Origin of the sequence: Agarivorans aestuarii (genome assembly GCF_019670125.1) — a bacterium.
Classification (GTDB): Bacteria; Pseudomonadota; Gammaproteobacteria; order Enterobacterales; family Celerinatantimonadaceae; genus Agarivorans; species Agarivorans aestuarii.
Genome location: NZ_AP023033.1, coordinates 1,218,594 through 1,237,265 on the forward strand (window position 1 = coordinate 1,218,594; position 18,672 = coordinate 1,237,265).

Below are 18,672 nucleotides of genomic sequence, written 5' to 3' on the forward strand. Positions count from 1 at the left end.
TTAATCAGCATCAATTATTCACCATCAAATTTAGTCTTTGTTAGCCAGCAATTGTTCTTCGAGAACCTTTTTAATGAGTTGGCTTAACCATAGTTGTACGGGGTTGTTGCGGTTCTTGATGTGATACAAGCTTTGTATGCTTTCATTATAAATCAACTGGCTTTGTTCTATTTTTAAGACTCTTAAATTGGGATAAAACTCCTGAGGAAATAAGTTTGAATGAGGTAAAAACATGTTCGTGTGTAGTACAACATCAATCAGTGCCATCATTATTTCAGACCGAAAGCCGACCCTACTAGTTAAGCCTTTTTCTTCCATAACCTTTTGTAACCAAACAAAATTATCGTTCCAACCTGGGATGATCATTGACGCAATGTCGTACTTTGCTAATTCAGCTAGGGTGACAGTTTGAGCTGCTAAGGGGTGACCTTGTCTAACAATTGCTCGTCCTTCGAGTTGAACAAGGCGCTTACTATATAGCTCTTTGGGGTGTTTTAAATCGTAGTTCACACCAAGTAGCGTTTTTCCTTTTCTTATATCTTCAAGTGTTGAGTTAGACCACGCAGTTAATACTAACTTGGCGTTTGGGGCTTGTTTGGTTATGGCTTTATACAGAGAGCCAGAAAGGCAAGCCATTACTACTGGCGAAAGAGCTATTTCGAGAGTTTGATTTAGTGATTGAAGATCAAGTTCGATGTTTTTGTTTATAACACTTTCTAAGCCCGACAGGTGTGGATAAATATCGGCTTTTAGTTCATCTGCAAATGCAGTGGCTTCAAGGCCAGCAGATACTTTTACAAATAATTCATTATTGAAGTGGTAGCGTAATTTTTTTAAGGCTTGGCTTACGGCCGGTTGCGATATAAATAAGCGTTCAGCTGCTCTACGCATGTTTAGTTCTTCATATAAGATCAAAAAGGTTCTCAGTAGGTTTAAGTCTAATTGCTGGTAAAGGTTGTTATTCATTTTCATTTCATCCGGAACTTAGGTTCTCTTATGAGTTTTAGCTTTGTGATAAGTATAGCTTATGATCTTGATTTGATTTACTAATTAGAACTGCAAAATGTATCAAATAATAATGTCGCCAATTTACTGAGTTAATTAGGAAACATTATGAAAAATACGTTATTGGCATTAGTAATTGGCGGCTTGACCAGCCATTCTGTATTGGCCAATGAATTTTTTATTGGTGGTGGTGCTGGCTATCAAAATGTGAAAGTTGATGCTTCAGACACACTGTTAAGTAATTATTCGACTGATGCTGGGCGAGCTGCTATCCACGTTCGTGGTGGTGTGTATTTAAGTGAGAACCACCGTGTTACTGCAACGATAAACTACATGAGCGACGCTACTGTCTATCGCAATGCTTTAGGAGAGTATCCAAGCCATTTTGATTCTAAAGCCCAATTGGCGCAGAACGAATACTTACTTTCGTATGACTATCTTCATCCATTGAGTGAAAATTTCTCTTTGTTTGGTGGGGCTACAGTGGGGCTAGTGAATAACAAGGCTAAGCTATCGATAGAACACAAGCCGCAAGATGGTAATCCAAGCTCGCGTTATTCTCATCAATCAAGTAAAACCGATTTTACCTACGGCTTACAGCTTGGCATGCAATACAAGTTAACTGAAAGCCTATCTGTAGATGTTCAGTATCGTCATATGTTTGAGAGTTATTCCGAAGGCTTCACTAGAGAAAGTGGAGAATCTACATCGCTATCTTTTCCTTATAGCAATACTTACACTGTTTCTTTAGATTATCGCTTCTAGGTAATGATCTAATTGCTATTTGCTAGCTAATGCTGGTTCTAGGCATTTAGCTTGAGTCGATACGCTCTTTCACGGCAAGGGATGGTTTCTTTGCCTTGCTGTTGAGAGAGGGGGAAATGGATTTAGTCATTCTTCAATTAAAACGCCTAATGTAGAGCCTCCGCTATAGATGAGCAGCTAAGATACTCCATCACAGAGTCTCATCGCATTGTTTCTCTTGGCCTAACCAAAAAAATACAGAAAGAACTAGGTTTAAATCAACGTTGAATTGTTTGAACTTTTACTTGGTTTACAGCCAATAGCCATTACACTCTAGCCTTTGTTTATTATCAAAGACTTGTATGCAGTACTTACTATCTATCACTTTATTGTGGGCTTTTTCTTTTAGTTTAATTGGCGTGTATTTAGCTGGCCAAGTAGACGCGTGGTTCTCGGTGTTAATGAGAGTTGCTTTAGCCACCTTGGTGTTTCTGCCTTTTCTAAAACCTAAGCAGGTTAGCCGAGCACTAGCGCTTAAACTTATGCTGGTGGGGGCTATTCAACTAGGCTGCATGTATGGCTTTTATTATCAGTCATTCTTGTTCTTGTCGGTTCCCGAAGTATTGCTGTTTACAGTGATGACTCCCATTTACGTCACCTTGGTGAATGATGCTTTTGAGCGACGTTTTAATTGGCAGTTTTTGTTAAGTGCTTTTATCGCTACTTTAGGTGCGGTGGCGATCCGTTATGAAGGGATAGACCAAGGTTTTGTGACTGGCTTTTTATTGGTGCAAGGGGCTAATCTTTGCTTTGCCACTGGGCAGGTGGCTTATAAACGCATAATGGCCAAGGAGCCTAAGCTCTTGGCTCAGCAAACAGTATTTGCTTGGTTCTTTGTAGGTGCTTTGGTAGTGGCTGTGATTGCCTATTTGGCGATGGGCAATCCAGAACGTTTGCCTACTACCGCAACCCAGTGGGGAGTATTGGTGTATTTGGGCACAATAGCCTCTGGTTTGGGATACTTTGCTTGGAATAAGGGGGCTACCTTAGTCAATATTGGTGCGTTGGCCGTGGCTAATAATTTGCTTATTCCGGCCGGCATTGCAGTAAACTTGCTTATTTGGAACCATGATGCCGACATTATGCGCTTAAGCATTGGTGCCGCTATTATATTAGCTGCTCTGGCGATTAATGAGCGTTGGGCAAAGCGAAGAATGACTAAAGGCATGCGCAAGGTCTAAAAGCTAGGGCATGGCTCTGCTACAATTACCGTTTAATTCAAGCGCTAAATATTGGAAAACTTGATGAACGATTTGCAACAAAACAACCCCTTGCACGGCTTAAAGCTGGAAGTGCTGCTCGATGAAATTGTTGAGCATTACGGCTGGGAAACCTTAGCGTTTGCCTTGAATATGAATTGCTTTCGCAATAACCCAAATACTAAGTCTTGCCTTAAGTTTCTGCGCAAAACCGACTGGGCTCGCGAAAAAGTAGAGAGCTTTTATCTTTATCGTTTTAAGCATTTGCCGCGTCCCGATGATGTTCAATATGCACTGCCGCCGCGCGATCGCCTAGTGCCCTTAGATCAAAAGCCCCGCTCGCCAGTGGTGATAGATATTACCGCCAAACCTCAAGTGCAAAACAAACCTAAGCCGAAAGCTAGACCTAGCCGACCTGCTAAAGCTCGCAGCGCAAAACCTAAGACTGAGAAATCTAACCAGAGTAATAGTGCAGATCCATGGGCTGATTCGCCTAAATAACCTGATCTCAGGTTAAATAGTTTGCTCTAGTGAGTGGGGCGAGGCAGTAAACTCAGGTACAATTTCGCCTCGTTAATTTTGCAGTAATCAGTAAAGCGTTCCCTATAGGTTTTTATGTCTCAAAAGTTAGTTCAAATTGGATTAGTTAACCCTAAAAGTCCCAGCAATGTGGGTTCGGTAATGCGCGCCGCTGGGTGTTTTGGCGCTACTGCGGTTTATTACACCGGCCAGCGTTATGCTCGCGCAGCCCGCTTTAATACCGATACTAAAAACCAAAGTTTGAATATTCCACTAACTGGGGTTGATCAACTCGCAGAACAAGTTGGCGATGAGCTAAAACTGGTGTGTATCGAGCTGGCCGAAGGGGCTACGCCTTTACCGGAGTTTGTTCACCCAGAGCAGGCCTTATATGTTTTTGGCCCCGAAGATGGCTCCATTAGCCAAGCTTTAGTCGATAAGGCTGATGAAGTGGTTTATGTTCCCACCAAGGGGTGTTTGAACTTGGCCGCCACAGTGAATGTGGTGCTCTACGATCGCCTAGCTAAATCAGATAAAGCCAGTGGTGGCGAAGCACTTATTCGCAGTAGTCGCGACGTAAATAACCGCTTAAAGGCTAAGTAATCGAGTAAGGCTTGTTAGTCGATAGCTAACAAGCCCCAATTACTCGCTATTTTTTATCGGCTCGTTGCGCTTGGCGAAGTTGCAGCTTTTGTTCTCGGCGCTGTTGGCTATGCTCTGCCGCTTCCATCCCCACATGTTGCTCACCGCGCTGCTTAGCTAAGCGAACTTGTTTTTCACGCTCTCTAAAACGCATTTTTTGCTCGTCGCTTAGGCTGTCGTGGCAATGTGGACAGCTAACACCTTGCTCAAATTTGTCGCTTTGCTTATCACTGGGCGAGATTGGCATTCTGCAGCCGCTACAGAGTTCGTAGTCACCGGGCTGTAACTGGTGATCTACGGTTACCCGCTCATCAAATACAAAGCAGTCACCTTGCCATAAGGAGTTCTCTTCAGGGACGTCTTCTAAGTATTTAAGAATACCGCCTTCTAAATGATAAACTTCTTCAAAACCTTGCTCTTTTAAGTAAGCGGTGGATTTTTCACAGCGAATGCCGCCAGTGCAAAACATTGCTACTTTTTTGTGTTTTTCTGGGTCGAGTTCTTCAGCGACATAGTCTGGGAATTCGCGAAAGGTATCGGTATGCGGATTTACCGCATGCTTAAAACTACCGAGTTGAATTTCGTAGTCGTTGCGGGTATCAACCACCATCACTTCTGGATCAGCAATTAAGGCGTTCCAGTCTTCAGGTTTAACGTAAGATCCAACCACATGGTTCGGGTCTATGCCCTCCACCCCCATGGTTACAATCTCTTTTTTGAGCTTAACTCGAGAGCGGTTAAAGGGCTGCTGCTCACTGTATGAGCGTTTGTCGGTAAGTTGGCTTAATCGACTATCGCTTTTAAGCCAAGCCAACACCGTGCTTATGCCAGTGTCTGGACCGGCAATGGTGCCATTTATGCCTTCTTCGGCCAGTAATAATGTGCCGCGTACCTGTTGTTGTTTCATTAAGGCTAATAGCGGTTCTTGCAGTTCTTTATAATTATCTAGGCGAACAAATTTATAAAGGGCACAAATAGTTATTTCTTTCATAGACTTAGCTTCCTGCCTTGTGGGGCGTAATCCCAGAGCATGATTTTTAAAGAAGGCTATTGTAATGAAAATGCTAAAAGATGCAGCAATCTTGTGGTGCTTTGTTGAGTCTTTGTTGTGAATTTTTTCCAAGAAAACAGCTAAAATTGTGTTCTAGCCCGCTAAATCAAGTCTCTACAGCTACTTGCGTTTTTGCTCAGTGGGGTGTGGTGACTATAATGAAGTAATTATCTAACATGGAATAGGTTGAGTAGTATGTCTAGTGTTTTAGCCACAGTGGATCAACGCACCAAACTTGTCGGCGAGAACCGTTTAGAACTGTTGATTTTTAAACTCAACTCTATGCAGTTGTTTGCGATAAACGTATTTAAAGTTAAAGAGGTGGTTAAGTTACCTCGCATGAACAAACTACCGGGTTCTCACTCACACATTAGTGGGGTAGTAACCATTCGTGGTCATTCCATTCCGGTTATTGATTTACGTGCTGCGGTAAAAATGCCACCGGCCAAAGAAGAAGCCAAAGTCGACTGTAACCTGATCATCACTGAGTATAATCGCAGCGTTCAAGGTTTCATGGTGGGCGAAGTAATGCACATTGTGAATACATCTTGGAAAGATATTTTACCTCCACCAAGCTCGGTAGGGCGCAGTAACTACCTCACCGCAATCACCCGTATCGAACATGAAGAAGCCAGCCGAATTGTAGAAATTATTGACGTAGAGAAAGTGCTGGCAGAAATCGTCAGTTACAACATCGCAATTTCAGACGAAGCCTTAGACGAAGAAGTCTCACATCTGCTTAATGGTAAGCGAGTATTGGTAGTTGACGATTCTTCAACCGCCCGCGGTCAAGTAAAAGCCACTCTAGGCCAGCTCGGCATGGAGATTATAGAAGCTGAAAATGGGCTACAGGCCTTGAACATGCTAAAAGCTTGGGCCGATGAAGGTAAATCAGTTTACGATGAAATCTTACTAATGATTACCGATGCCGAAATGCCTGAGATGGATGGTTATCGCTTAACCGCAGAAGTACGTGGTGATGAACGCATGAGCGAACTGTTTATAGCCTTAAACACCTCGCTTAGTGGCAGCTTTAACGACGCCATGGTGGAAAAGGTGGGCTGTAATCGCTTTATCTCTAAGTTCCAGCCAGACTTGTTAGTAGACGTAGTACAGCAGCGAATGCGCGAATCGTTAAAATAACAGCCAATAAAAAACCAGCCATTAGGCTGGTTTTTTGCTTTTTAGCATTCTTTATTTGAAGAACAGTTGGCTAAATGGATTGAGTAGCGATGCTAAGCCCGAGGTGAAATGCAAAGGTGCATCCAACAAGGTTAAGCATAAGCAATCTTGGTTAGCGGCTGTTCGCGGGGTATGTTTGTTTTGCGCATCTTGAATGATGAAGTCCCCCGGTACGTAGGTTCCTGCGTCATCAATAAAGGTGCCTGCCAGTACTAAGGTTATTTCTTGCCCCTGATGAGTATGCTCTGGCAGTGCGCTGTCTTGATCCATGTAAATGAAGTTCATTTTACTGTCACTTACCGCATCCACTCGAGCACGTTGAATTTTACCCGGTAAACGACCCCAAGGGCCTATATGCTGCGGGTGAGCTTGCAAGGCTCGGGGCATTGGGAAACGCTTATTGCCAAGGGTGATTTCTTGCTGCAAGGCGGGCTGTGGGCTTTCAATCACGCTGTCAGGACTTTGCTGCATAATCATCGCTAACATCGAATCGAGTTCGCTGTTCATGGCTTCGGGCTGGGCTTGCTCAAGTTGAGTGGCCATCTTTTGCTCAGCAGCCTCTACGCGGCGGCGGCATTCTGGGCAGTATTCTAAGTGAGCACTAATCATAATGCTCATGGCTGGGTCCAGTTGACCGGCGGCGTAAAGTTCAAGGCTTTCATCAGCCGGATGAAATTGAATGTTAGTCATCCAATGCCTCCTTCATTTTTTTCAGCGCTAATCTTAGGCGACTTTTTACAGTGCCAAGCGGTAGGTTTAATATTTCAGACACTTGCTGTTGTGATTCACCGTGTAAGTAAACCCGCCTTACGATATCTGCTTGTTCTTCTGGCAACTTAGCAATTAAGTGTTTTAGCTCGTTGGTTACCAACTCTTGGTCTTCGGTCGACACTTTATCAGCGTCTTCTTCTTCACTAAGAATCGGCCATAAGTCATCGCCTTGTACCCAGCTTTGTTGGTGCTTGCCTTTTCGCATCAAATCAAACTTTACGTTTCTTGATACCGAAAATATCCAAGTCATTGCATTACCCTTGGACGAATCGTAAAGACCCGCTTTAAGCCAAAGTTTAAGCATGGTTTCTTGAACCATTTCTAGGGCAAGAGATTCATCAACAAATTGCTTCCTGGCCAAATTCAATAAACGTGGTGCTACTTGGCGGAACAATAAGTCATAACTTTTACGACATTGCTCACTGGCAATGTTCGCCAATAACAAAGCGATATCATCGTCGTTATTGGGCTGAGCTACTTGACTAGCCATAGGTGATTTTGGTCCACCGATTTTTGATACTGAACTGTGTATTTCCATATTGCCAAAATCGTTTGCGGATTGATAACAAGTTAACGAGCAAGGTGTGTAAAACGATCACTTTGTCGCAAAATAAATCCTAAATAACGAATACACAAAGAAGCAGAGGGTGATTTAAGCAAGCGCTGTTTGGTGCAAATGGGCAAAGGTAGTAGTTCTAACCAACGCCAGCAAAGGTTTTTTACTTGTTCGCTTTGCACGCTTTGTTCTAAGTTGGCGGTTTGTAATTCTGGGTACTGTAAATTGATGTTAGCCAAAGCGCTTTGCAGTGCTGCAGTGTTCTTTTGTGGGGAGGTGTTGGGCCAAAGCTCAATTTTATCGGCGCAAAGGGTAGGCGATACCCAAGTAGAAGAAAACCCCGGTTTGCCCGACGTTACTTTGCCCCAGTGCAGAACTTTAAATTCCACTTCAATTTGTGCTTTGCTTAGCCAATCAATATGGCTGACTTGGGCAAAACTCACTAAGTCGTTAGCTTGTACCGCACTGTTTCCATCACTGTCTTGAAAAGCCAGCCAAACCCCACCGGCTTTTTCAGCAGCACGCAAACTGGCGATGAAAACCATGCCTTGCCCCTTCATCCGTGCAAAGCGCTGCGGCATAAAGTGCTCACGAGAAATCATTAATGGAAAACAACAACTACTGCTCAAGTAAATATTCCTAGAAATGGATGGTTTGTCTTATATAACGCTAAAAGTTGCCAAAAGGATGAATGATCTTTCTTAATTTATCTGACGTACTATGATTAACGACAATAGAAACAAATGCTTAGATTTGTTTGGGAAAGGAAAATTAAATGAGTATCACGGCATCTGCACCGCATATTGTTAAGCAACTAGAGCAGTTTTACAGTGAGCTAGGTATGGCGCAGGTTGAGCGCTTATCTGATATTTATGCCGACGATATTGAGTTTATCGACCCTCTGCATCATCTTCACGGCTTACAAGACTTACGTAGCTATTTTGAACATCTTTTACAAAATACCAGCCAATGCCATTTTGAGTTTCACTCTCGGCTAATTGCAGAAGGTGAGTTTAGCCTTACTTGGCAAATGCAGTTTGCTCATCCCAAGTTAGGCAACGGGCGGATCTTGTCGCTAGATGGCATAAGCCACCTTAAGTTTAACGAAAAAATTTATTACCACCGTGATTACTATGACGTAAGCGCGATGTTGCATGACCATATTCCAGTAATTGGTTGGCTATCCAAAAAGCTTAAAAATGGGCTAGCACAATGAATATTCTCATCACTGGTGCAAGCTCCGGCATTGGCAAGCAGTTAGCGCTTGATTACCAAAAGCTAGGCCATACGGTGTGGGGGCAGGGGCGTAACCAACAGCGTTTGCAAGACCTAGCCGAACAAGGCATCACGCCGCTGCAAGTAGAACTTGGCGAGCTAGAACAGGTGCGCAGTAGCTTTGCCGATTTGCCATCAATGGATCTCATTGTGTTGTGTGCCGGCAATTGTGAATACTTAGACCCTCAGCATTTCGACGCCAAACTGTTTGAGCGAGTGTGGCAAAGCAATGTGCTTACCATAGCTAACTGCTTAGATGCCTTATGGGCTAACTTAAAGCCCGGCTCTCAACTGGCGTTAGTTGGTAGCCTTGCTCATTTATTGCCCTTTAGCCAAGCAGGCGCTTATGGCAGTAGCAAAGCCGCGGTGCATTATTTAACCCAAGCTCTAGGCACCGATTTGGGTGACAAGCAGGTGAGCGTTCATTGTATTCAACCAGGATTTGTTAAAACCCCACTCACCGACAAAAACAACTTTGCTATGCCCAGTATTATTAGCCCCGAGCAAGCTAGTCAAGCAATCATCAAAGGCCTCAATAAAGGTAAAACTGTGATTAAATTCCCTAGCTTATTCAGCGGCTTTCTGCACATACTCAATTGCTTGCCATATCGCTGGCAGCAAAATATCTGTCGCCGTTTAGCTCACAAGGAAGGAGCATAGATAGAATGAAAATCGCCATTATAGGTGCCGGCATATCCGGCATGACCTGTGCGCACTTATTAAAAGAGCAGCATGAGGTAACGCTATTAGAACAAAATGACTACTTAGGTGGCCATACCGCCACTAACCATGTGACTATAGAGGGCAAAGAGCATGCAGTAGACACCGGCTTTATTGTGTTTAATGACCGCACCTATCCTTTGTTTAACAAGTTGTTAGCCAAGTTGGGCATTCAAGCTCAAGAAACTGAAATGAGTTTTAGTGTGGTAAACCCAGAGCTCAACTTGCAGTATAACGGCCACGATTTAAATACACTGTTTGCCCAACGCAGCAACTTACTTAAACCCAGCTTTTATAAATTTATCAATGAAATACTGCGGTTTAATAAGCTAGCTAAAGCAGCGGTAGACATCGATACCGCGGTAAGCCTTGGCCAGTTTTTAGAGCAGCATCGCTTCTCGCGCATGTTTCAAGAGAACTACTTATTGCCAATGGGCGCGGCTATTTGGTCCTCTTCGTTAAACGGCATTATGCAGTTTCCGATGCAGTTTTTTGCTCGCTTTTTTGTGAATCACGGTTTGTTAGACGTAGCCAACCGGCCGCAATGGTATGTCATTCCCGGTGGCTCAAAACAATACATTAAGCCGCTGCTAGCGGGCTTAGATGAGCAGATCCGTTTGAATAGCCAAGTGAGTAGTATTCACCGAGATGATTCAGGCGTTAAGATTACAACCAGCGATGGCTGGCAATGGCAGGGCGACGCGGTAATTTTTGCTTGTCATAGTGACCAAGCGTTGTCGGCATTAGGCGCTCAGGCCAGTGATGATGAGCGTTCGGTACTAGGCAAACTCAAGTATCAAAATAACGAAGTAATTCTGCATACCGACGAGCGCTTGTTACCAAGCATTCATCGTGCGCGAGCTAGTTGGAATTACCTATTACCACCTAGTGGTGATAGAGGCGACCGCCTAGCCAGTGTTACCTACGACATGAACCGTTTGCAGGGCTTAAGCGATGCGCCGCAGTTTTGCGTTACCCTAAATCCCCTAGAGCCGATAGCCGAAGATAAAGTAATTAAGCGCTTTAATTACATGCATCCGGTGTTTTCAATAGATGGCCATCAAGCTCAACAACAACGCGACAATATTTGCGGGCACAACAACAGCTATTTTTGTGGCGCTTATTGGCACAACGGTTTTCACGAAGATGGCGTGCGCTCGGCTGTGGAGGTGTGTCGTAAGTTTGGAGTGGACCTATGAGCATAGAGCACTCGGCTATCGCCTTCGGCGATACCTTTCATCAACGCTTTGTGCCGCGCAAACACGGCTTCAATTATCGGCTGTATTACGCCTGGATTGATTTGGCGGAAGAACAAGCCGTGCAGCAAACGCTGCGCGGCTTTGGCCGTTTTCTGCCGTGGTTTCGTTTAAAAGCGGGCGACTATTTAGGCAGCGAACAAGGCACTATCCGTGACAAAGCCTTGCGCGCTCAGCAGCGTTTTCAGCCCGACTACCAAGCCAAGCAAGTGGTCTTGCTTGGTCAGCTACGCTGCTTAGGTTGGTACTTTAGCCCGGTTAACTTTGTGCTCTATGGCGACGGCGATAAGTTTGATTACATGCTGGCCGAAGTCACCAATACTCCTTGGAAAGAAAAACACCAATATTGGCTGGATTTAAACGAGTTAAAAGATCACGACAAAACCTTTCATGTTTCCCCTTTTAATCCCATGGACATGCGTTATCACTGGCAAGTAAAGCTAGTGCAACAACAGGTGAATATTGTGATTAATTGCTGGCGCGAACAGAAAGAATTTAGCGCCGGAATAAATTTAATTAAGCAGCCGTTAAACTCTTCTAGCCTTCGCCGCGTAATAAGTTCATACCCCTTAATGACTCTCAAGGTTGTTACAGGAATTTACTGGCAAGCATTGAAGCTATGGATGAAAAAAGTGCCTTTTTATGGTCATCCAGCCAGTGCTAAAAAATAATTAAAATTGCCCTAAGGAAAAACTATGGCTACTGCAAAATCGCTTTCTTCTGCTTCAGTTTCCAGTGGTTTAGATTGGACCCGCCACCTTGTATTAAAAACCTTTGACGGTTTAAAGGGCGGCGCCATTTTAATGAGTCAAGCAGGTTACGAGTCGGTTCATTTAGGTGAAGCAGACCACCCCGAAACCGTTGAAGTTCATATCCTCGATTCTCAAGTTTTTTCTCGTATTTTAAAAGGCGGTAGCATTGCCGCGGGCGAAACCTACATGGAAGGGTTGTGGCGCTGTTCTAATCTGCACCGCTTACTGCAGCTTTTGGCCGACAACCAAGATCACCTCGATAGCTTAGACAGAAAACTGCACTGGTTTACCGATGCGTGGTTTAAAGTGCAGCACTTCTTTCGCCGCAACAACAAACGCCAAGCGAAAAAGAACATTCTGGCTCACTACGATCTCGGCAACGATTTCTATCAATCGTTTCTTGACCCGCAAATGCAGTATTCTTCAGCCATTTTTGGCGGTCAAGACATTACCTTAGCCGAGGCGCAAGACAACAAACTTAAGCGCATATGCGAGCAGCTAAAGCTTGAGTCGGGTGATCACCTTTTAGAGATTGGCACCGGTTGGGGTGGGTTGGCGATGTATGCAGCCAGCCACTACGGTTGCAAGGTAACCACGACCACCATTTCCGACAAACAGCACGCCTACGTGGTGGAGAAGGTAGCAGAACGTAAGCTCAGTCACTTAGTGACTGTGCTAAATAAAGACTACCGCGATTTAGAAGGCCAGTACGACAAACTGGTCTCTATCGAAATGATCGAAGCAGTGGGCGAGAAATTTTTACCGGGTTTTGCCGAGCTATGTGCCAACAGGTTAAAGGCCGGTGGTTTAATGCTTATTCAAGCCATTACCATTGATGACCGCCGCTTTTCGGCCTATCGTAAAAGTGTCGACTTTATCCAGCAGTATGTATTTCCTGGTGGCTTCTTACCTTCGCCATCGCTGCTCAAACAACTCTTTTCTAAGCAAGGCTTACAATCTCTACAGCGATTAGAGATAGGTATCGACTACGCCGATACCCTGCAGCATTGGCATCAGCGGGTGCAACAACAGCACAATAACAATCAACGCTTCGGCTTCGACGAGCAGTTCTACCGCTTATGGCATTTCTACTTTGCTTACTGCGAAGCAGGTTTTAGAAGCCATAACATTGGTACCGAGCAACTTACTTTGGTTAAGGCCTAAGCTCATGCAATGGCCGGTATTGCTGCTATTTAAACTTAACTGGTTAGCGGCCTTCTTTTGGGGGCCGCAAGCGGTGATGTTTATGGCGCTGGGGTTAATCGGCTTAGTGGCTTTGCAAGTTCGCCGTTACCAATGGGCTGTGCTTATTCCCTGTGCCATGCTCAGCGTGGTTGGGGTTATTTTAGATTTCAGTTTGGTAAAAATGGGAGTGCTTAGTTTTAGCTCGCCCAATTTACCGCTGTTTATGATGTTGCTTTGGGCAAGCTTTGCCTTGTTGTTGCCAAGCCTCGCCAGTTTCCCCAAACCCTTCATGCCCTTATTTGTGGCGGTAATGGGCCCGGTGTCTTACTACCTAGCCAGTTTAGCGCAGGTATTTTCGATACAGCCCGATGCAATATTAGGTCTGCTTATTCTGTTCCCCTTGTGGGCGGGCTTTGCTTACTTAGCTAATTCGCTATTGGAGAAACGCTATGTTTAAAGCCATGGCACTAGCCAGTATTTTATTGGCGTTTTCTAGCCAAGCAGAAACACAAATGCAGCTGGTGGGTAACGCTAAGTTGCAAGTATTGTTTTGGCCTATTTATAAAGTGAGCTTGCACAGCCCAGATGGACGTTACCAGCAAAACCGTTACCCAATGGAACTCACTATTGATTACCTACGCAAAATAAAACGCGATAAATTGCTAGAAGCAACCGAGGACGAGTGGCAGCGCCTAGGAGTATGCGAGCAAGCACCTTGTGATCAATGGTTAGCAGAGCTTTCACAACTTTGGCCAGACTTAAAAAAAGGCGACCAACTAAAGCTGGTGGCTGAGTCAGCTAATCAAGGTCAGTTTTACTTAAATGGTAAGCTGCTGGGCTCTTTGGAAGATAAGCTATTTAGCCAACACTTCTTGGGTATTTGGCTATCCGAAGACAGCCGATTCCCTAAACAGCAACGTAAACTGATTGGCGCTAACTAAGTCTAACTAGCTTTTTCTAGGCATTTGCTTATCTGAAGACAGCCGCTTCCTTAAGCTGCAAAGAAAGTTGGTGGGCGCTAACTAGCGTTGTTGGTACATTCGTTAATTACTTGTAGTAAGGTTTCCACAGGCTGCGCGCCAGACAATAAGTAACGATTATTAAAGATAAAGGCTGGCACTGCTCTAATGTTCTGATTTTGCCACTGCTGCTGGCTGTCTCTTACCGCTTCCACATACATTTCATCTACCAACACTCGCTCGGCTAAATCTCGGCCTAGGCCAATGCTTTCAACCACATCTAACAAGGTATTGCGGTTTGAAGGATCTTTAGCTTGGCTAAAGTAAGCATCAAACAATGCCAGTTTTAATTCGGTTTGCTTGCCGTAAGGCTGTGCCCAATGCAGCAGTTGATGGGCCTCAAAAGTATTGTAGATACGAGAGTCAGGGCTAAAGTTAAAACTAAAACCAAGTTCATCACCCAAGCTTTTTAGTTGATCTCTAACCGCTTCACTTTGTTCAAGGGTGCTACCGTATTTCTCTTGAATATGCTCACGTAAGTTTTGCCCCTCGCTTGGCATGTTCGGGTTTAGCTCAAAGGGGTGCCATTCAATATGTGGGCGAATGTCATCGCTTAATTGGCTAAGTGCTTGTTGCAAGCGTAAGTAACCCACTATGCACCAAGGGCATACCACATCCGACACAATATCGATGCGCAAAGAAATACCAGCAGACATAAGCAACCCCTTCATTAAACCAGCTTAGAGTATGCGGAGTTGCCGAGAAATTGGCAACCATCGCGCTAAATTGACCGCCCAGCTTCTTTGCCGCCAGTGCAACATTAATTTGTTGTTTTTGATCTAAATAGATAACTGAGCTCTTGCTATTATGCTGTTAGCAAATGACTAGGAAGCTCACTCATGACCACATCATTGTTTGACACAATAAAGCTTGGTACTCAAACCCTAAATAATCGCATCGTTATGCCACCTATGACTCGCTCTCGTGCTACTCAGCCGGGCGATGTAGCAAATCAAATGATGGCCAACTACTACGCACAACGTGCCAGTGCTGGTTTAATCGTATCCGAAGGCACTCAAATCTCGCCAATGGGTAAAGGCTACGCTTGGACACCGGGCATTTATAGCGAACAACAAATTGCTGGCTGGAAAAAAGTCACCGATGCTGTTCACGCGAAAGGCGGCACTATGTTCGCCCAGCTTTGGCACGTAGGGCGAGTGACCCACCCAGACAATATTAATGGCGAACAGCCAATCTCATCTTCTGCCATTAAAGCCGAAAATGTAAAAGTGTTTATTGATAACGGTAGCGACGAACCAGGTTTTGTAGACGTAGTCACCCCGCGTGAAATGACTCAGCAAGACATTGATGAAGTTATTCAGCAGTTCCGCCAAGCAGCGCTTAATGCCATTGCCGCAGGCTTTGATGGCATCGAGCTTCACGCCGCCAACGGTTACTTGATTAACCAGTTTATCGATTCAGAGTCTAACCAACGCAGCGACAAATACGGCGGTAGCTTAACCAACCGTCTGCGCTTTTTAGATGAAGTAGTTGCAGCCATGGTAGACGCCATTGGCGCCGAGCGAGTAGGTGTGCGCTTAGCTCCGCTCACGACTTTAAATGGCACTGTAGACGCCAAGCCAGAAGAAACTTACACCGCTGCTGCTGCGCTGCTAAATAAACACAATATCGTGTACTTGCACATTGCCGAAGTAGACTGGGACGACGCGCCAGAAACGCCAAAAGCCTTTAAACAAGCGCTGCGTGATGCCTTTAAAGGTGTACTTATTTACGCTGGCCGTTACAAAGCCGACAGCGCCCAACAAGCTATTGAAGAAGGCCTCGCCGACATGATTGGTTTTGGCCGCCCCTTTGTAGCAAACCCCGATTTACCCGCACGATTACAACACGGCTACCCGCTGGCCGAACACGATCCAAACAGCCTGTTTGGCGGCGGCGAAAAAGGCCTAACGGATTACCCAAGTTATAAGGCCTAGTTGCTAGGTTGCATTTTAGCTATTGGAGCCAGTGAGTGAATAGACCCGCTCGCTGGCTTTTGGGGGTTGAAATAGCTATTACATCCCTTTGGCTTTTAGGGGATTTCGCCTATCGGCGACGTCATTAAGCTTTGGCGACCAAAGCTTAACGAAGCAAAAAGAAAGGTCGCCCCTCATTATCTTATTTCCTCGTTCCTCAGTACCAAGCGCGCCTGCGCAACTCGCTACGCTCAAACAATGCTCGGCTTAATCGCTTAGCACTTGCGTGACTTGTCGATAATAAAGGGGGAGGCTTGCTCCTTTATACACACCTGCTATCCGAAGCTTTATTAACTTTTGATTACTGAGCGTTAGTGAGCTAACTCAAGTAAAGGGTAGCTTGTTGAGTTAATAGTTATTTATTGGTGTGTTGTTACTGTATGATTAAACGACGTTTTTCTAGTGCTTGTTTGTGCTTACATTTTATGAGGGGCAACCTTGTAAGGTAGGCCACGTTTGCAAGGTCGCTGCAATTAAATGTTTTAACGCAAGGAAGGTATGGAAGCGTTAAGTAAACCCAGAGTATTAGCATACATAGTTGGTGTATTCATTTTACCAGTTGTCATTTCAGCGAGCTTTAAGTTAGCGAACACTGGATCAATTGGGCCAATTGTATTTTGGTATTCGTTGCTCTCATTTCCGGTACTGGCTTTTCTGTTATTTTTCATATTTGGGGAGCGAGTTGACGGTCGTGTAGCCGTTTTACTGAGCGTTGTAACAGGTCTAGTGTTCTCAACATTGTTGCTGAACTTCTTCATGTGGGTAACTTGGTTGTTTGGGGTCAATGATTATCAGGCTATGTAACTTGGGTTATAACAAGTTGCTCAAAGAAAACGTCGGCGAAAGGCGCTGGCTCGGACGCACGAACTGCGCACGCCCGTTAGCAAAGCGTTAAATGTTCATAGGAGGTGAACAATGAAATCATGGTTTATTATTTTGGCTGGTTTGTGGTCAACATGGCACTTCATGGAAATCGAGTCTGATAACGGGTTTTTCAGTGTGTTTCTTCCAATCCTATTTGGCTTTTTTGTTCTTGCCTTAGTGATAAAGCTTGCAGGTGTTTCAGGTAACGGCGGTGGCTTTGGTAGTGGAGATTCAGGCGGTGATTCGGGTGGTTGTGGCGGTGGTGACTGAAGCTACACATTTGACAGTCGCACCTAGCGGAGCAATTAAAGCTGTCTCGCCGCTAAATGTAATTGTTTGCTAAAGGCCTGCATTATGTTTGTCTCGAAGGATTGAGTACTTAAGTGTCAATTAAGAATGTGTTAACTATTTCTTTATGCATCTTTTTTAGTATTCCTACCTTAATCGGAATAGGTTCATCAATTGAAGTTGAATATGTCCAAGCAGGCAATTCACATCCATTTCGTGCTCTTGTTGGGGAAGAGTGCAATCTTAGAAAATCTTGGTATGTATATGGCTGGGCGTCTTTTGACAACATTAAAGAAATAGGAAGCTATCAACTTCGAGAAATAGATAGCACCTCAAGTCGTTATATCCTTTCTAGAGAAAAACTCGCTACAAATACTCAGATAACGGTAACGGACGTGTATCTAGCTGATAGCCTATTTATGAACGAGGTAAGGTTACACCTTGCTGTTGAAAATTATCCTCATACGGTGCACTTTAAAATAGCTGATGTTAATCAGTTTTGTCGTACACAGAGATAGTTAAAATTACAGGTGAGGGGGTAATTTAAATCAATTGAATGAATACGATAGCGAGTTTAGCTGATGTGTTGTGGTCTAACGCCAGATAGCCAGCTACCTCGTTTACTTTGATTTATCTGACCATTGCTCGTGATGAACCAGTTGGCTTAAGTTTTCTCGCTCTAGCCAACCAAATTGCTATAGTTCTGGTTTGTCTTCAAAGCCTGAGACATAGCCAATGCACAGGTAACTAATAGTTTCTAAAGTAATACAAGGACGTGTTATGCAAAGCCTTAATAAAATGAAAGGTAAGGGAGAAGAGTTGATAGCTGTGCTCGCCGCCGCAATAATCGCGGGATTTGCCGCAGGATTGATAGCTTTTCTCTACATGAAGTTTGGAAAAAGGGATTACAAAGGCCTCTCTGCTCTGCAGATCGCACAGAAAACACTTGTTATCGCGCTATCCGTAACATTCTTTATGATTATAGGTTGTTATGCAGGCAACATTATCAGTGCTGTTCTCTATCCTGATGTTGTCAGTATCCTAGATAACCCCAATAGGGAAATATTTTCCAAGAGCATGGCTTTCGGGTTTTTGATAAAGTCGTTCCTGTCACTATTTTTTGTTGGCTTGCTTACTAGAGGCTATGAATTCGGCTCGACAAAGAGAAAACTGGTTATGTGGTTTGGTCTCTACTTTTGCTTTGTTATGATGGCAACTCTTTCATACATCAATTTTGGCGCAGCGATAGATTACTCTATCAACACCATGACCAATGTGCCTATCGGGGACACTTTAAAGTTGATAGTAGATAACTTCCCCATCGCGCTGCCTTATTCGGTTATCCATAATTCGATATTTGTCTGGGAATTTATATTGTTAGATCCTATGCGCTATCTTGAGTACTTGATGCATGACCTAGAAGGTAATCAATTTTACATTGTTCGCGAGTTTCCCACTTGGTCGGTGCTATTGATTTCGGTTTATTTGGTGTGGAAGCCAACTTTTGGTGGTGGCTTTTCGAAAGAGCAAATTACAGACAACACATATTAGTTTTGATGCTGGTGGATGTTTGTCCCCAGAATGAAAGGTGTCAGAGTTAAACTAACT

23 protein-coding genes and 1 pseudogene are annotated in these 18,672 nt (G+C 44.3%); 18 read left to right on the forward strand and 6 right to left on the reverse strand.

The features are described from left to right. Nucleotides 1-30: 30 nt before the first annotated feature. Nucleotides 31-966: a LysR family transcriptional regulator gene (locus tag K5609_RS05610; RefSeq protein ID WP_221076327.1), complete on the reverse strand. Its 936-nt coding sequence runs from the start codon at nt 964-966 to the stop codon at nt 31-33. Between the two features lie 147 nt (nt 967-1,113). Between K5609_RS05610 and K5609_RS05615 the strand changes: the two genes are divergently transcribed. From K5609_RS05615 to K5609_RS05630, 5 genes and pseudogenes are all read left to right on the forward strand, one after another. Then, nucleotides 1,114-1,770: an outer membrane beta-barrel protein gene (locus K5609_RS05615; protein WP_221076328.1), complete on the forward strand. Its 657-nt coding sequence runs from the start codon at nt 1,114-1,116 to the stop codon at nt 1,768-1,770. A gap of 168 nt (nt 1,771-1,938) precedes the next feature. Then, nucleotides 1,939-2,037: pseudogene (locus K5609_RS21705) on the forward strand (MmcQ/YjbR family DNA-binding protein); the annotation flags it as partial. Between the two features lie 74 nt (nt 2,038-2,111). After that, nucleotides 2,112-2,990: a carboxylate/amino acid/amine transporter gene (locus K5609_RS05620; protein WP_221076329.1), complete on the forward strand. Its 879-nt coding sequence runs from the start codon at nt 2,112-2,114 to the stop codon at nt 2,988-2,990. Nucleotides 2,991-3,053: 63 nt separating this feature from the next. After that, on the forward strand, nt 3,054-3,509 hold the full coding sequence (locus tag K5609_RS05625; RefSeq protein WP_221076330.1) for a VF530 family protein: 456 nt from the start codon (nt 3,054-3,056) through the stop codon (nt 3,507-3,509). Nucleotides 3,510-3,623: 114 nt separating this feature from the next. Continuing rightward, entirely contained in the window at nt 3,624-4,130 is a 507-nt protein-coding gene (locus K5609_RS05630; RefSeq protein ID WP_221076331.1) for an RNA methyltransferase, read from the forward strand. 46 nt (nt 4,131-4,176) lie between these two features. Here the strand turns inward: K5609_RS05630 and trhO are convergent, their stop codons facing one another. Then, nucleotides 4,177-5,160 (reverse strand): oxygen-dependent tRNA uridine(34) hydroxylase TrhO, encoded by a 984-nt coding sequence (trhO, locus tag K5609_RS05635; RefSeq protein WP_221076332.1) that lies wholly within the window; start codon nt 5,158-5,160, stop codon nt 4,177-4,179. A gap of 255 nt (nt 5,161-5,415) precedes the next feature. On the opposite strand from trhO, the gene K5609_RS05640 reads away from it, so the two are divergent. After that, the gene (locus K5609_RS05640) at nt 5,416-6,363 is read left to right on the forward strand and encodes a chemotaxis protein CheV (protein WP_016400940.1); all 948 of its coding nucleotides are present in this window, start codon (nt 5,416-5,418) and stop codon (nt 6,361-6,363) included. A gap of 51 nt (nt 6,364-6,414) precedes the next feature. Here the strand turns inward: K5609_RS05640 and K5609_RS05645 are convergent, their stop codons facing one another. The 3 genes from K5609_RS05645 to K5609_RS05655 all read right to left on the reverse strand — a co-directional run bounded on the left by K5609_RS05645 (nt 6,415) and on the right by K5609_RS05655 (nt 8,358). After that, nucleotides 6,415-7,092, reverse strand: a complete 678-nt coding sequence (locus K5609_RS05645) for a ChrR family anti-sigma-E factor (RefSeq protein WP_221076333.1) — start codon at nt 7,090-7,092, stop codon at nt 6,415-6,417. Beyond that, nucleotides 7,085-7,663, reverse strand: a complete 579-nt coding sequence (locus K5609_RS05650) for a sigma-70 family RNA polymerase sigma factor (protein WP_016400942.1) — start codon at nt 7,661-7,663, stop codon at nt 7,085-7,087. Before K5609_RS05650 ends, K5609_RS05645 begins: the two co-directional genes overlap by 8 nt. A gap of 80 nt (nt 7,664-7,743) precedes the next feature. After that, on the reverse strand, nt 7,744-8,358 hold the full coding sequence (locus K5609_RS05655) for a hypothetical protein (protein WP_221076334.1): 615 nt from the start codon (nt 8,356-8,358) through the stop codon (nt 7,744-7,746). A gap of 146 nt (nt 8,359-8,504) precedes the next feature. Between K5609_RS05655 and K5609_RS05660 the strand changes: the two genes are divergently transcribed. From K5609_RS05660 to K5609_RS05690, 7 genes are read left to right on the forward strand one after another with little or no spacing between them, the layout of a single operon-like run. Next, nucleotides 8,505-8,945, forward strand: coding sequence for a nuclear transport factor 2 family protein (locus tag K5609_RS05660; RefSeq protein WP_221076335.1), 441 nt, complete (start codon nt 8,505-8,507; stop codon nt 8,943-8,945). Beyond that, nucleotides 8,942-9,664, forward strand: coding sequence for an SDR family NAD(P)-dependent oxidoreductase (locus tag K5609_RS05665; RefSeq protein WP_221076336.1), 723 nt, complete (start codon nt 8,942-8,944; stop codon nt 9,662-9,664). Before K5609_RS05660 ends, K5609_RS05665 begins: the two co-directional genes overlap by 4 nt. A 5-nt stretch (nt 9,665-9,669) precedes the next feature. Further along, complete coding sequence (locus tag K5609_RS05670) at nt 9,670-10,923, forward strand: NAD(P)/FAD-dependent oxidoreductase (RefSeq protein ID WP_221076337.1); 1,254 nt, start codon at nt 9,670-9,672, stop codon at nt 10,921-10,923. After that, a complete protein-coding gene (locus tag K5609_RS05675) occupies nt 10,920-11,651 on the forward strand; it encodes a DUF1365 domain-containing protein (RefSeq protein WP_221076338.1) in 732 nt (243 codons plus the stop codon). The genes K5609_RS05670 and K5609_RS05675 overlap by 4 nt, the downstream gene beginning before the upstream one ends. 24 nt (nt 11,652-11,675) lie before the next feature. Next, complete coding sequence (locus K5609_RS05680; RefSeq protein ID WP_221076339.1) at nt 11,676-12,896, forward strand: SAM-dependent methyltransferase; 1,221 nt, start codon at nt 11,676-11,678, stop codon at nt 12,894-12,896. Between the two features lie 4 nt (nt 12,897-12,900). Continuing rightward, the gene (locus K5609_RS05685) at nt 12,901-13,374 is read left to right on the forward strand and encodes a DUF2878 family protein (protein WP_221076340.1); all 474 of its coding nucleotides are present in this window, start codon (nt 12,901-12,903) and stop codon (nt 13,372-13,374) included. After that, nucleotides 13,367-13,858, forward strand: coding sequence for a chalcone isomerase family protein (locus K5609_RS05690; protein ID WP_221076341.1), 492 nt, complete (start codon nt 13,367-13,369; stop codon nt 13,856-13,858). The genes K5609_RS05685 and K5609_RS05690 overlap by 8 nt, the downstream gene beginning before the upstream one ends. A 77-nt stretch (nt 13,859-13,935) precedes the next feature. Here K5609_RS05690 and K5609_RS05695 read toward each other — a convergent pair whose 3' ends face one another. Then, nucleotides 13,936-14,592 (reverse strand): DsbA family oxidoreductase, encoded by a 657-nt coding sequence (locus tag K5609_RS05695; RefSeq protein WP_221076342.1) that lies wholly within the window; start codon nt 14,590-14,592, stop codon nt 13,936-13,938. 183 nt (nt 14,593-14,775) lie between these two features. Between K5609_RS05695 and K5609_RS05700 the strand changes: the two genes are divergently transcribed. The 5 genes from K5609_RS05700 to K5609_RS05720 all read left to right on the forward strand — a co-directional run bounded on the left by K5609_RS05700 (nt 14,776) and on the right by K5609_RS05720 (nt 18,615). Beyond that, complete coding sequence (locus K5609_RS05700) at nt 14,776-15,873, forward strand: alkene reductase (RefSeq protein ID WP_221076343.1); 1,098 nt, start codon at nt 14,776-14,778, stop codon at nt 15,871-15,873. A 537-nt stretch (nt 15,874-16,410) separates the two neighbouring features. Then, on the forward strand, nt 16,411-16,716 hold the full coding sequence (locus K5609_RS05705; RefSeq protein WP_221076344.1) for a hypothetical protein: 306 nt from the start codon (nt 16,411-16,413) through the stop codon (nt 16,714-16,716). Nucleotides 16,717-16,827: 111 nt separating this feature from the next. Then, complete coding sequence (locus K5609_RS05710; protein WP_221076345.1) at nt 16,828-17,046, forward strand: hypothetical protein; 219 nt, start codon at nt 16,828-16,830, stop codon at nt 17,044-17,046. A gap of 113 nt (nt 17,047-17,159) precedes the next feature. Further along, complete coding sequence (locus K5609_RS05715; RefSeq protein WP_221076346.1) at nt 17,160-17,582, forward strand: hypothetical protein; 423 nt, start codon at nt 17,160-17,162, stop codon at nt 17,580-17,582. A 262-nt stretch (nt 17,583-17,844) separates the two neighbouring features. Continuing rightward, on the forward strand, nt 17,845-18,615 hold the full coding sequence (locus K5609_RS05720; RefSeq protein WP_221076347.1) for a hypothetical protein: 771 nt from the start codon (nt 17,845-17,847) through the stop codon (nt 18,613-18,615). The last annotated feature ends 57 nt before the right edge of the window (nt 18,616-18,672 follow it).